6 protein-coding genes are annotated in these 14,255 nt (G+C 73.9%); 5 read left to right on the top strand and 1 reads right to left on the bottom strand.

The features are described 5' to 3' along the window. The first annotated feature begins 2 nt into the window (after positions 1 to 2). Together NQZ70_RS08810 and NQZ70_RS08815 are read left to right on the top strand one after the other, a co-directional pair. The gene (locus NQZ70_RS08810) at positions 3 to 2,138 is read left to right on the top strand and encodes a heavy metal translocating P-type ATPase (protein WP_129573825.1); all 2,136 of its coding nucleotides are present in this window, start codon (positions 3 to 5) and stop codon (positions 2,136 to 2,138) included. Positions 2,139 to 2,249: 111 nt separating this feature from the next. Beyond that, positions 2,250 to 2,804: a cytochrome C gene (locus tag NQZ70_RS08815; RefSeq protein ID WP_129573826.1), complete on the top strand. Its 555-nt coding sequence runs from the start codon at positions 2,250 to 2,252 to the stop codon at positions 2,802 to 2,804. 21 nt (positions 2,805 to 2,825) lie between these two features. On the opposite strand, the gene NQZ70_RS08820 is transcribed toward NQZ70_RS08815, so the two are convergent. Continuing rightward, a complete protein-coding gene (locus NQZ70_RS08820; RefSeq protein WP_129573827.1) occupies positions 2,826 to 7,910 on the bottom strand; it encodes an AAA family ATPase in 5,085 nt (1,694 codons plus the stop codon). 515 nt (positions 7,911 to 8,425) lie between these two features. On the opposite strand from NQZ70_RS08820, the gene NQZ70_RS08825 reads away from it, so the two are divergent. From NQZ70_RS08825 to NQZ70_RS08835, 3 genes are all read left to right on the top strand, one after another. Next, positions 8,426 to 9,553 carry a serine/threonine-protein kinase gene (locus NQZ70_RS08825; protein WP_237245159.1) on the top strand — a complete coding sequence of 376 codons (1,128 nt, stop codon included), beginning with the start codon at positions 8,426 to 8,428 and terminating at the stop codon, positions 9,551 to 9,553. Between the two features lie 210 nt (positions 9,554 to 9,763). Then, positions 9,764 to 10,879, top strand: a complete 1,116-nt coding sequence (locus NQZ70_RS08830; protein WP_129573828.1) for a prephenate dehydrogenase/arogenate dehydrogenase family protein — start codon at positions 9,764 to 9,766, stop codon at positions 10,877 to 10,879. Positions 10,880 to 11,680: 801 nt separating this feature from the next. Beyond that, the gene (locus NQZ70_RS08835; RefSeq protein WP_129573829.1) at positions 11,681 to 13,822 is read left to right on the top strand and encodes a response regulator; all 2,142 of its coding nucleotides are present in this window, start codon (positions 11,681 to 11,683) and stop codon (positions 13,820 to 13,822) included. The last annotated feature ends 433 nt before the right edge of the window (positions 13,823 to 14,255 follow it).

Below are 14,255 nucleotides of genomic sequence, written 5' to 3' on the forward strand. Positions count from 1 at the left end.
CCATGGCAGCGCTCCTGTCGAGCGGGACCGGCGCGGTCTCGGTCGCCCACGCGATCCCCGGCAGGGTCCGCCTGCGGCTGCCGCGGATCGGGCGGGACGAGGCGTTCGGCCCGCTGCTCGAGGCGGGGCTCGCCGCCGTGCCGGGGGTCCTGTCCGTGCGCATCGCCGAGGGCGCGTCGAGCGCCGTCGTCGAGCACGACCCGCGGATCATCGACGTCGGCGCCATCGTGCGCGCCGCGGCCGAGGCCTCCGCCGCGCCGGCCCCGCGGGGGGCGCTGCGCGCCGCGCGCGGCGCCAGGAAGGCGCGCCGCGCGTCGGCGATGGCGAAGCGCCCGCTCTACCTCTCGAGCGCCGGCGTGCTCTTCTCGCTCGGCTTCGTCTCGCCGCTCCTCGCGTACCCGTTCATCGCCGCGACGTGCGCGCCCATCTTCAAGCGGGCGTGGGACTCGGTGGCGCGGCAGCGCAAGCTCAACGTCGACCTGCTCGACAGCCTGGCGATCGCCTCGGCCGTCGCGACCGGCGACGCCGTCAACGCGGCCGGCATCATCTGGCTGGTCACGCTCGGCGACCACATCCGCGATCTCACCCAGGCGCGCGCCCGGCGCGCGATCCGCGGCCTGCTCGGCTACCAGCAGGACCTCGCGTGGGTGGTGCGCGGCGACGCGAAGGTGCAGGTCCCGGTGGCCGAGCTCGCCGTGGGGGACGTCCTCGTCGTCTACACCGGCTCGGTGATCCCGGTCGACGGGACGGTCACGGACGGCGACGGGCTCGTCGATCAGCAGACGCTGACCGGCGAGTCGATGCCGGTGCTCAAGGGCCCCGGCGACCGCTGCTTCGCGGCGACCGTCATCAAGGACGGCAAGCTGTACATCCGCGCCGAGCGCGTCGGCGGCGACACGACCGCCGCGAGCACGGCGCGGCTGATCGAGAACGCGCCCGCGCTGGAGACGCGCGCGCAGAATTACGCGGAGGTGGTGGCGGACCGGCTCGTCCCGCCGGCGCTCGCGTGCTCGGGGGTCGTGCTCGCGGCGACGCGGGACCTCGGCCGCGTGTCCGCCATCCTGACCATCGACTTCGGCACCGGCCCGCGCGTCTCGGCCCCGACCACGGTGCTCGCCTCGATGAACGCCGCGGCGCGGCGCGGCATCCTCATCAAGGGGGGCGCGTACATCGAGAAGCTCGCGCGGGTGTCGACCGTGGTGTTCGACAAGACCGGCACGCTGACCTCCGGCGTGCCCGAGGTGACCGACTTCCTCGTCCACGACGCCCTGTCCGAGCGCGAGGCGGCGACGCTCGCCGCCGCGGTCTCCGCGCGGCAGACGCACCCCGTCTCGCAGGCCGTGCTCCGCCTCGCCGACGCGTGGCAGCTGTCGATCCCGGACCGGGAGGAGTCCCGCTACCTCGTCGGCCGGGGCGTGCAGGCCAGGGTCTTCGGCAAGGTCGTCCAGCTCGGCAGCCCGCGCTTCATCGAGGAGCTCGGCGTCTCGTGCCGCGCCGAGGCCGGCGCGAGGCAGGCGCTCGAGGCGACGGCGAAGTCGCTCCTCTTCCTCGCCGTCGACGGGCGGCACGTCGCCACGCTCGCCTACCGCGACGCGATCCGGGCCGAGAGCCGCGCGACCATCCGGAGCCTGCGCGAGCGCGGGATCGACGACATCGTCATGCTGACGGGCGACAGCCGCGAGGTGGCCCGGCAGGTCTCGCTCGAGCTCGGCATCACCCGGTACTTCGCGGAGATGCTGCCCGAGGACAAGGCGGAGATCACGCGGCGGCTGACGCAGGAGGGCCGCACGGTCGCGGTCGTGGGGGACGGCATCAACGACTCCCCGGCGCTCTCGTACGCCGACATCGGCATCAGCGTGTCCGCGGGCGCGGAGATCGCCCGGGAGACGGCGGGCGTGGTCCTCGTGGAGGACGACCTGTCGAAGCTCGTCGAGGCGATCGACATCTCGCGCGGCGCGATGCGCATCATCCACCAGAACTTCTCGATGATGCTCGCCGTGAACGCGGTCGCGTACGCGCTGTCGATCCCCGGTCTCCTCAACCCGGTCGCGGCGACGCTCATGAACAACGGCTCCGCGGTCCTCGCGTGCGTGAACGGCCTGCGTCCGCTCATGGCGGCCCGCGCCCGCCGCCGGTGAGCCGGCGCGGCGCGCGGGCCCGGGCGGCGGCGGGCGCGCTCCGCCCCGCGCGGCACCGCGGCCGGGTATGCGCGCTGCACGGCGGATGAAATGGCCGGGATGGGGAGCGAAATGCGCGCTGAATCGAGGTCCTCCGCCGCGCCGGCGCGCGCGGCGCGCCGGGCTGTGCGCGGGCTGCCGGGCGCGGCGCTGGCGGCGGTGATCGGCTGTGCCGACTGTGCTCAGCCGCCCGCCTCGCCGCACGTGACGGCGACGAGCGCGGAAGAGGCGGGCCGGTACCTGATCCTCGTGGGCGGGTGCAACGACTGCCACACGCCGGCCTGGGATCGATCGAGCGGCAGGCTCCCCGCCTCGGAGTGGCTGACGGGCAACGACGTCGGCTACCGCGGTCCGTGGGGGACGAGCTACGCGGAGAACCTCCGGCTCGCCGTCCAGGACCTCAGCGAGGACGCCTGGGTGAGGATGTTCCGCGCGGCCGCCGGGCGCCCGCCGATGCCCTGGCTCAACTACGCCACCATGCACGAGCGCGACCTCGTGGCGATGTACCGCTTCATCCGGAGCCTCGGCGCGAAGGGCGCCCGCGCGCCGCAGGCGGTGCCGCCGGGAGAGGAGCCGGAGACGCCGTACATCCTCATGGTCCCACAGCCGCCGGCGCGCAGGCCGTAGCGGTCCCCGGGCCGGCGCGCGTCAGGGGCGCAGGCCGCCGAGCGACGCCGGCGCCGCCCGGCTCCCGGCCGGCGGCTCGCAGGGCAGCTCCACCGTGAAGCGCGCGCCCTCGCCCTGGCGGCTGTCGACGCGCACCGCGCCGCCGAGCGCCTCCACGATGGTCTTCACGACGTGGAGCCCGAGCCCGAGCCCCCCGAAGTGGCGGCTCGACACCGCGCGCTCGAACCGCTCGAACACGTGGGGGAGGCGCCCGGCCGGGATCCCGATGCCCTGATCCTGCACCACGAGCTCCGCCGCGCCGCCGTTCCGCGCCACCGAGATCTCGATCGGCTTGCCCGCGCCGAACTTGAGGGCGTTGTCGAGCAGGTTCGACACCACCTGCTCCAGCCGGCTCCGGTCCCACGAACCCACCACGGACGGCTCGGCGCGCACGCTCACGGGCGAGCCCGACTGCGCGACGCGCTCGCCGAGCCGCTCCACGACCTCGTCCACGACCTCCGCGAGGTCGACCGGCTCGACGTGCAGCTCCAGCCGGCCGGTGTGGAGCTGCGAGACGTCCAGGAGATCGTCGATCAGCCGGGTGAGCCGCTGCACCTGCCGATCGATCCTGTGCAGGGCGCGCCCGAGGCGATCGTCGGGCGCGTGGCCGTTCCGCCGGAGCAGCGCCTGGATGCCGAGGCGCAGGGAGGTGACGGGCGTGCGGAGCTCGTGCGACGCGATGCTGAGGAAGTCGTCGCGCATGCGGACCGCGTGCTGCGCCTCGCGGTAGAGGCGGGCGTTCTCCAGGGCGATCGCGATCTGGTCCGAGAGGAGCTCGAGCACGTGGACGCGGTCGCGCGTGAAGGCCTGCGTGGTGAGGTTGTTCTCGAGGTAGACCACCCCGAGCCGCGCCTCGTTCCGCTGGATGGGCAGGACCAGGACCGACCTCGATCCGCCGTCGGCGAAGCGGGGATCGCGGCCCTGCTCCGGCTCGCTGGTCGCGTCGTCGAGCACGAGCGTCTCCTGCGCCCGGTGCGCGTGCTCGACGACCCGCTGCGGGACCTCGCGCGACCGGCAGAGCGGCGCGCGCTCGATGGAGACCGGGGCGGCGACGGACCCGAGGGCCCGTACGAAGAGCTCCCCCTCTTCCTCGAGCACGAGCGCCCCGCGCTGCGCGCCGGCGGCCTCCAGGCAGACGCCGAGGAGCTTCTCGAGCAGGCGATCGAGCACGATCTCTCCAGAGAGCGTCTCGGCGGCCTTGAGCAGGCTGAGCGCGTCGAGGGCGACCGCCGGCAGCCGCTCCTCGGCGAGCTCGGGCTCCCCGTAGGGCCCGGAGAGCCTGAACTCGTCCGCGAGCGCGCGCGCCTTCTCCGAGGCCCCCCACCGGGCGAACCCCTGCCGCGCGGCGCGCAGGTACAGGGCCGCGATCCGCGCCCGCCCGAGCCCGTGATAGAAGCGCCCGGCCAGCTCGTTGCCGAGCGCGTCCAGGTGGACGAACCCCCCGCGCGCCGCCGCGTCGACGGCCTCGTCGTACCGCGCGCCGGCGAGCTCGAGCTTGCGCTCGACGCGGGCGATCTCCGCGTCGACGAGGAGGCGCCGCGCGAGGAAGTTCTCCGCGCAGCCCGACTCCCACCCTTGCAGGACGCGCCGGAGGTCGGCCGCGCGCGCGAGCAGCGCGGCCCGCTCCGGCGCGTCGACCTCATCGCACCGCTGCAGCAGGGTGAGCGCGGTGTACAGCGCGTGCTGGCACTCGGGGATGTAGCCGCTGATGAAGTGGATGCACGGGACCGCCGCGTCGGAGTGCGCCGTGGCCTGCGTCAGATCCCGGTACACGTAAGAGGCCTGGAGGCGCAGGACATGGTACACGCACCTCGCCGGCGGCTCCTTCTGCGCCGCCTCGAGGAAGGCCGCCTCGTCGAACTCGGCGTCGTCGGCCACGCCTCGGCTCCTGGTCAGCCCCTTGAGGCACCGGATGGTCTGCCGGTAGGCGAGCTGGTAGAAGAGCGTCGACTTGTTGCCGGTCTGCCGGCTGAACGCGATCGCGTCGTTCAGATCGACCAGCACGCGATCGAGCTCCACCCCTGCGGCGAACGAGTGCTCCACGAGCCCCGTGCGCGCGTAGGAGGTGAAGCGGAGCTCGCCGGACGACAGGCCCAGGGCGACGATCTCGCGGAACGCCCCCGCGGTCGAGGCGAGCGGCGCGACCCACGGGCGAACGAACTCGTTGACCATGTACCGGGCGATCGTCTCCTGGGCGCGATCCTCGAACCGCCGCGCGAGCTCCACGGCGAGCCGGCCGAAGCCCTGGGCGCTCCGGAGCTCGCCCTCGGCCGAAAGGAGCATCGCGTACCCTGCGTAGGGGAGGATCGACGCGCTCGAGTTGCCGTGCTCCAGCGCGAGGCGGACGCCGAGGGAGGTGAGGAGCAAGAGCTGCTTCCGGTCCGCGAACCAGGCGGGGGCCACCATCTCGGCGAGGAGCCTCATGTGGGCCCGCTCCTCGGGCCTGGTCGCGCGCGGCAGGTCGACGAGCGACTCGGGCGAGCGCGCCCCGAGGTGCCCGCGGATGGCCCGCCGCTGCGCCGCGATCTCCTCGTCGAGGTCCGCCGCGGGCAGCTCCACCCCGAAGTCCGCGCGCAGCGCGTCGCGCCCCCAGCCGAGCGCCAGATCGTGCTCGCCGGTGATCGTCGCGCTCATGATCCGGAGCGCTTCCAGGTCGACCCTCTCGGGGATCGACGCCGCGTGGCGGAGCCCCTCGTCCACGAGCGCGCGGGCCATGGCGTGCCGATCGGTCAGCGCGGCGCACTCCGCCGCGTCGCGGTGGAGGGAGAACCAGAGCGAGTAGCACGAGCGCGGGGCGCCCTCGGGCAGCAGGCGGAGGCCGCTGCGGAAGTACGCGAGCGCCGGGCCGTAGGCCGCGGCGCGGCGCGCCTTGAGGCCGGCGCGGTGGTTCAGCTCCGCGAGGCGGCCGCGCCGCTCCGGATCGATCGGCGCCGGGCCGAGGTTCAGCTGATCCACGGCGTCGAACAGCGCGCCCTCCGCGCCGCCGCCCGGGGAGCCCTCGAGGAGGAAGCGGCCGATCTCGAGGTGCAGCTGCCCCCGCCGCTCCGACGGCGCGAGCTCGTAGGCGGCCTGCTGGACGCGATCGTGGGCGAACCGGATCGCGAGCCCCGTGCCGCGATCGCGCGCGCTGTCCGGCAGGAGGAGGCCCTCGCAGAGCGGCTTGCCGAGCGACGCGAGCGCCCCGTCGACGGACCGCCCCGACACCGCCGCGACGATCTCGAGATCCGCGCGCTTGCCGATGCACGCCGCGATCTGCAGGAGCTGCTGCGTCTGCTCGGGCAGCTTGCGGACCGACTCGGCCATGAGCTGGACCACGTTGTCGGTGGCCCCGACCCGCTCGATCCGGCCGAGATCCCACGTCCACGTCGAGCGGCCCGCGTCGAACAGGAGCAGCCGTTTCTCCTGGAGCGAGCGGAGGAGCTGGCGGATGAAGAAGGGGTTGCCCGCGGTCTTGGCGAGGATGAGCTCCGCGAGCGGCCGCGCCCGCTCCGGCTCGCAGCGGAGCGCGCCGGCGAGCAGCGCGACGATCGCCTCGGCGTCGAGGGGGCCGAGCGGCACGCGGGTGGTCGGGATCTCGGCTCGCCGGAGCTCCTCCAGCGCCCCCTGGAGCGGGTGCATGAGGCCGACTTCCTTCGGCCGGTACGCCGCGATCAGCAGCACGTGCCGGCTGCCTGGATCCGCGGCCAGCGCGCGCAGGACGCGGAGCGACGCGGCGTCGCTCCACTGGAGATCGTCGAGGAAGATGGCGAGCGGCGGCCGCTCTGCGGCCACCGCGCGCACGAAGTCCTGGATCGCGAGCAGGAAGCGGCTCTCCGCGCGCCTCGGATCCGCCGCGGGCAGCTCGGGCAGAGCGGCGAGCAGGTCGGCGAGCTCCGGGCAGAGCTCGGCGAGCGCCCGGCAGGGCGCGCTCGCCGCTTCCCTGAGCGCTGCGCGGCTGTCCTCCGGCTCGGCGCGGAGCGCGGCCGCGAGGGTGCGGAGCGCCTCCGCCAGCGAGGCGTAGGGCACGTTGGCGGCGCGCAGATCGAACTTGCCCTCGATGAACCGCCCGCCCCGCTCGGCGACCGCCTCGCCGAGCGCCCTGACGAGGGCGGTCTTCCCGATGCCCGCCTCTCCGGTCACCAGCGCGAGCTCCGTGCGACCCTCCGCGGCGCGGGCGAGCGCGCCTTGCAGCGCGGCGAGCTCTCGCTCGCGCCCGAACAGGCGCTCGGGCAGCGGAAGCCGCCGCGCGAGGTCGAGGCGTCCGAGCTCGAACGGCGCGACGTCGCCCGCGGCGAGCCATCGCCGCCGCGCCTCGCGCAGGTCCTCGGCGAGGCTCTCGGCGCTCTGGTACCGCAGCTCCGGCATCTTGGCGAGGAGCCGCTGCACGATCTCGGAGAGCGCCGCCGGCACGTAGGGGCTCACCGCGTGCGCGGGCACGGGGCTCCTCGCCACGTGGGCGTGCACGAGCGCGAGCGGATCGAGCTCCTGGAACGGCGGCGCGCCGATGAGCATGGCGTAGAAGGTCGCGCCCAGCGCATACAGGTCCGAGCGCGTGTCGACGAACCGGCCCGTGCGCCCGAGCTGCTCGGGGGACAGGAAGGGGAGGGCCTTCAGCTTCTCGAGCTCCAGGGCGCCGGGCGCGCTCGTGAGCTCGGCCGCGTCGGCGAAATGGACGAGGGTGACCTGCCCGTCCGCGCCGAGGACGACGCGGCTCGGGGAGATCGCTCGGTGAACGACGCCGCCCGCGTGGATGCGCGCGCAGGCGTCGGCGAGCGCGACGGCGACGTGGAAGAACGCGTCGAGCGCGAGCGGCCCTCGGCCGAGCCGCCGCTCGAGATCCTCGGGGCCTGCGTCCTCGAGGAGGAGCGCGGGCGCGCTCTCCGGGCCCTCCAGGGCGAGCGGCCGAGCGATCCCCGGCACGTCGAGCCGGCGCAGGAAGGCGTGCTCGCGCAGCAGCAAACCCGCGGCGCCCGGGGCCGGAGGGGTCCCGCGGACGGTCTTCTGCACGACCGCCCTGCCGGCGAGCGTGAGCCTGCGGAGCCGAAAGCGGCCGCAGCGGTGAATCTCGGTCGTTTCCGCCCGAGCCATACGCGTCCCCCTCGCGCGCTTCACGGGAGCATAAGGCCGGCTGCGTGTGTGCGCTAGCCGAGAGGGCCTCGGGCCTCACGGCGTCGCGGGAACATCGGTCGACTCTTCCCCTTCGGCCTCAGCCCTCCTCGGGCCGGGGAGCCACGCGGCCTCCTCGGCACATCGATGCTCGATCGGCCGCCCGCCGCGCTCAGGGCTAGGGTCAGCGCCGAGATGTCGCCCGTCCGGCTTCCTCTGCCGACGCGCGAGACCCCGGCGCACCCTTGGCGCCTTTGGGCACCCTTGGCGCCCTTTGGATCGAACGTCGTTGAACGGGCGCTCGATGTAATCCCGTCCGATCCCTGGCGGCGCGCGCTTGCTCGCGCTGCTCCGCGAGGCGCGCTGGGCAGCGCTTCCGGGCGAGCGCGCGGGCTGCGCGACCTCGATCAATCCAGCGAGCGAAGGTGCTAGAATGAAGCTGCGCATGTCCGGGGTGGGCCGCTGCCCCGCGCCGGTGCGCGCAGCGGGGAGCTTCGATGAACGCACCTGTGGTCGCAGGGGACGTGATCGCCGAGAAGTACCGAGTGGACCGGGTCCTGGGCGGGGGCGGGAAGGGGATGGTGGTCGGCGCCAGCCACCTCGTCCAGCCCGAGCGGGTCGCGATCAAGCTCCTGGTCGGCGACTCCAGCCCTGCGCTCGTGGAGCGGTTCCTCCGGGAGGCGCGCGCGGCGGTGCGGCTCAGGGGCGAGCACGTCGCGCGGGTGCTCGACGTCGGCCAGCTCGACTCGGGCGTCCCGTACCTGGTCATGGAGCACCTCGACGGCCGCGACCTCGCCGAGCTGCTCCGCGATCGCGGCCAGCTCGAGATCTCGGAGGCCATCGATTACGTGCTGCAGGCCTGCGTGGCGATGGCCGAGGCGCACGCCGCGGGGATCGTGCACGGCAACCTCGATCCGGCGAACCTGTTCCTCACGACGACCCCCGGCGGGGCGACGCTCCTCAAGGTAGTCGACCTCGGCGTCTCGACGGAGCCGTCCTCCGCGGGCGACGACGGCGCGGCGGCGCAGGAGGGGCTCGGCGTGTCCCTCTACGTGGCGCCGGAGCGGCTGCAGCCGTCGCGCCCTGTCGATGCGCGCGCCGACATCTGGTCGCTCGGCGCGATCCTCTACCGGCTCCTGACGGGGCAGCCGCCCTTCGATGCGCGCTCGCCCGCCGATCTCGCGCTGCGCGTCGCCAGCGCGGAGCCGGCGCTCCCGAGCGCGCTCCGGCCCGACATTCCCCCCGTCGTCGAGCGCGTGCTCCTCGGCTGCCTCGCGAAGGACCCGGCGCGGCGGCCCGCGAACGTGGCCGAGCTGGCGATCGCGCTCGCCCCCCACGCGCCGGTGGGCAGCCAGGATTACGCGCAGCGCGCCGCGCGCATCCTCGGCGCGACGCTGCCGCCGCGCCCCCGCGCCTCGCTCCCGACGATCGGGCTCGGGCTCAACGCGAAGCCGCGCCCCGCGCCGCGCCTGCTGCAGGGGGCCGAGCCGGGCGCGCCGGCGCTCTCGCGGACCTTCCAGCAGGAGACGCCGCACCTGGCGCGGCACACGACGCGCCTCGCGCTCCTCGCGGCCGTCGCGTCGCTGCTCGCGATCCTCGGCGTGGCCGCGGCGCAGCTCAAGTGAGCCGGCGCCGATCGCGCCCCCGCGACTCCGTCGAGGATCGCCGCCGGAGCTCGCCTGGTGCGCCGTGACGTCGGCGCGGGGCGGGCAGGGAGCAACCGGGCGGGCCGCCCCGTCGACGCCGGACGCCCGCGCCGTCGCGCGCGCTGGACCTCGCGGCCGCGCCGAGAAAACGTGACGTCGGCGTAGACCGGCTGTCGTAGTATCCGTCGCATGCCGCATTCTCTCCCACATTCCGGGGGCGGTTCCGCTCCGCCCGGGCGCATCGGCAAGGTCGCATTCCTCGGGTATGGCCGCTTCGGCGCGGCGCTCGGGTCGCTGCTTGGCGACGCGGGGATCGCGGTGCGCGCGCTCGACCCGAGCGCCGAGATCCACGGCGCCGCGCGGGCCGGCTCGCTCCCGGAGCTCGTGGATGGCGCGGACCTGGTCCTCGTCGCCGTCCCGGTGCCGGCGATGCGCGAGGCGTTCGTCTCGCTGCGGCCGCACCTCGCGCCGGGGCAGATCGTGGCCGACGTAGGCAGCGTGAAGACCGTGCCGGCGCGCGCCATGGCCGAGGCGCTCGGCGAAGGCCGGCCCTGGGTGGCGACGCACCCGCTCTTCGGCCCGGCGAGCCTCGCCCGCGGCGAGCGCCCGCTGCGCGTCGTCGTCTGCCCGAACACCGCCCACCCGGACGCGGTGCGCCAGGTCGTCGCGCTGTTCGAGCGGATCGGCTGTCAGGTGCTGGAGCAGGCCCCGGAGGAGCACGACCGGGTGATGGCCTTCACGCACGCGCTCGCCTTCTTCATCGCGAAGGGCATGCTCGACGCCGGCGTGCCGGCGGGCGCGCCGTACGCGCCGCCCTCGTTCCAGGGCATCGCGCACACGATCGAGACGGTGCGCGTCGACGCCGGGCACCTGTTCGCGGCGCTGCACCGCGAGAACCCCTTCGCGGGCGAGGCGCGCCGCCGGCTCATCAACGCGCTCCTCGCCGTCGATCGCACCCTCGACATCCCGACCGAAGACGCCGCGCCCGAGGACCTCGCCGCGCTCTCGATCCCGGATCTCGGCTCGCTCTCCCCCGAGCTCCGCGAGACGCGGGAGCTCATCGACGAGCTGGATCTGGAGCTCGTCGAGCTGCTCGCGCGCCGCTCCGAGCTCGTCCAGCGCGCCGCCCGGGCCAAGGCCACGATCGGCGCCGCGGTCCGTGATCCCTTGCGCGAGGCGCGCCTCATGGAGTCGCGCCGCCGCCGCGCCGCCGAGCTCGGCCTGGACGCCGACGGGGTCGCCGAGGTGTTCGAGGTGATCCTCCGGCACTCGCGTTCCTTGCAGGAGCGGCGCTCTTCCACCTAGTCATCACCTGGCCACGCGGCGGCGCGGCGCGCAACGGCGCGCCGGGCGAACTCCTCACCACGGAAACACGACGGACACACGGAGGGTCACGAGAGCCGCGCCGCTCCAGTCCGCCTTTCGGGTCGGCGCTCGCTTCCGCTCTCGCGCGCACTGCCGCATCGGTTTCGCCTCTCGTGGTCCGTGCGCGTTTCGCGCGGATTTCCTTCGTGGTCTCTCCCGATTCGCGATCTCCCTCACGGCGTTTCGGAACCTCTCGGAAGCTCGGAAGGCAAGCGCTCCTCCGAGGGCGCCGCGAAATCCTCTTTTCACGCCGGCGCGCTTCGGTGTAGCGTCCGTGTGCGGGGATTATGGAGCAGCATCGGGACCCCCCTTATTGCCACTGCAGGCGAGACCTGGGTCGCGGGTAAGACAGCGCCTAGACTACGATACGGGCTCGTCAGTGCAGTTCAGGGAGGGCTGGAATGGATCAACGGAGCGGCCATGCGCAGGAGGCCGAGCGTTTCGGGGCTGGTTGCGCCGGGAGCGCGGTCCGCGCGCGCTCGACCGCCGCCGGTGGGGCCTCCCATCGCGTGGGCAGCGGCGCCGGCAGCCGCCCGGTCGCGACGCAGCGCGGCTCCGTCCTCGGCCGCGCGGTCGCGCCGCGCCGCTCGGACCACATCGTCTCCATGGGCCTCCTCGAGCGGAACCCTGGAGCAGGCGCGGCCGGCGCCGCCCGAAAGCGGTGGACACCGAAGCGTTCCTGAGGATGCTGCGAGGCTGGCCGCGGCGCTGACGCCGGGCAGGAGGGCAAGGAGACGCGGGATGAGGGCAGACGTAGGCAGGGTCAACATCCTCGTCGTTGACGACAGGCCCGAGCAGCTGCTCTCCCTGGAGGCTGTCCTCGCTCCGCTCGGCGAGAACGTCATCAAGGCGGCGTCCGGCGGGGAGGCGCTCCGCTGCCTCCTGCAGGAGGAGTTCGCGGTCGTCCTCCTCGACATCAACATGCCGGAGATAGACGGGTTCGAGACCGCGACGCTCATCCGCAAGCGGCGGAGCACGCTGCACACCCCGATCATCTTCCTGACGGCGCACAACGATCGCGTCTATGTCGAGCGCAGCTATTCGCTCGGGGCCGTCGATTACATCATGACCCCGTTCGCCCCCGAGGTCCTCCGCACCAAGGTGTCTGTCTTCGTCGATCTCTTCAAGAAGACACAGAAGATCAAGCTCCAGGCCGAGTCGCTGCGCGCCCACGCGGAGCAGCTCCAGCGGCTCAACCGCGCCGCGCTCACGATCAACTCGGCCCTGTCGCTCGACGCCATGGTCGCGGCGATCACGGAGGCGGCGCGCGACGTCGGCGGCGCCCATCACGCCATGACGCTCGTGAAGCTGGAGAGGCCCGGCGAGCGGGCGCGGACCGCGGTGTCGCTCTCGGAGCGGTACGCCACGTTCCAGCAGGAGGCGCCGCCCTCCATCGCCGGCAAGCTGTGCGCGTACGTGTGCGGCAGGAACCGGCCCCTCCGGATGACGCAGCTGGAGCTCTCGCAGCACCCGGAGTGGCTGGACGACGGCGGGCAGAGGCCGCCGCCGCGAGGGTACCTCGCCGTGCCGCTCACCGCGGCCGACGGCCAGAACATCGGGATCATCCAGCTCTCGGACCGGCGCGACGGCGAGTTCTCCGACGACGACGAGACGGTCCTCGTGCAGCTCGCCCAGCTCGCGTCCATCGCCATCCAGAACTGCGTGCACGCCGAGGCGCGCGAGGCGAACCGCCTGAAGGACGAGTTCCTCGCCACGCTCTCCCACGAGCTGCGCAGCCCGCTCAACGCGATCCTCGGCTGGACGCACCTCCTGCGCAGCGAGCCGTTCGACGAGCAGCGGGTGTCGCACGGCCTCGAGGTGATCGAGCGCAACGTGGCCGCGCAGACGAAGCTCATCGAGGATCTCCTCGACGTCTCCCGGATCGCGACGGGCAAGCTGCGCATCAGCGCGGCGCCCATGGCGCTCGCGCCCGTCGTGGAGATCGCCATCGACGCGATCCGCCCGGCCGCCGAGGCGAAGGGGCTCACGATCGACGTCTCGCTCGATCCCCTCGTCGAGGTGAACGGCGACGCGGATCGGCTGCAGCAGGTCGTCTCGAACCTCACCTCCAACGCGCTCAAGTTCACGCGCCCGGGGGACCATATCCTCGTCTCGCTCCGGCGGGCCGGCGCCTACGCGGAGCTCACGGTGCGCGACACGGGCGAGGGGATCGCGCCGGATTTCCTGCCCTTCGTCTTCGAGCGGTTCCGCCAGGCCGACAGCACGAGCCGCAGGACGCACGCGGGGCTCGGCATCGGGCTGTCGCTCGTGCGGCACATCGTCGAGGCCCACAGCGGCTCGGTCGTGGCCGAGAGCCCTGGGCTGCAGAAGGGGTCGACGTTCGTGGTCCGGCTCCCGCTCCTCGGGGTCGAGCGCAGCTCGCTGGCGGCGCCGGCGAAGGAGGGGCGCTCGCGCTCGTTCTCGCCACCGGAGGCCGCCTCCGATCTCGGCGGGCTCCACGTCTTGCTCGTCGAGGACGACGCGGACGCCAGGGAGCTCCTCCAGGAGGTGCTCTCGCAGCACCGCGCCGAGGTGACGGCCGTGGCCTCGGCCAGCGAGGCGCTCGCCGCGTTCTGCGTGGCCCGCCCGCACGTGCTCGTGAGCGACATCGCCATGGCGGGCGAGGATGGCTACGAGCTCATCCGCACCATCCGGCAGCGCCCGCCGCACGCTGGCGGCGATTTGCCCGCGCTGGCGCTGACGGCCTATGCTCGCAAGGAGGATCAGAAGCGCGCGCTCGACGCCGGCTTCCACATGCACGCCACGAAGCCGATCGAGCCGGCCGCCCTCGTGGCCGCCGTGGCGAGCCTCGCGGCCAGAGCCCGCGCCGGCGAGCTCACCTGCCCCTGGGAGCCAGGCTCTGGCGACGAGATCAACCCGTGACGGGCGAGGGGAGCGGAGGGCAGCCGGGCGATCTCCCGCCCTACCGTTCGGCCGGGGACGCGCCGTGCGGTGGGCGAGCGTCGTTGGTCAGGAGCGCCGTCGCGCCCCTCGCGCACGCACACGACACCTGATTCGGACGGCCGCGCCCGAGCGAGATCGAGCGGGATCGATATCGAGTCTGGTCCGGCGCGCCCGCGCTCACGAGCGGGACAAAGGCGCTCGTCAGGTCGATCCGGCAAACTCCCATCCGTAATTTCCCGAACCGCTCGACCTGAGCGGCCCCATCACGCGGTCATCCAGGAGGCGAGCAGAACGTCACGATGGCTGCCGGGTCCGGCGCCTGGCCGCCTGAGCCTCCGCGGGCTCGTCCATCGACATCGACCGCGGCGTGGCGACCCGAGGCGTGACGAGCGGTAGGCCTGGGACTTGCAGC

Source organism: Sorangium sp. So ce836 (assembly GCF_028553905.1).
Taxonomy (GTDB): Bacteria; Myxococcota_A; Polyangia; order Polyangiales; family Polyangiaceae; genus Sorangium; species Sorangium cellulosum_D.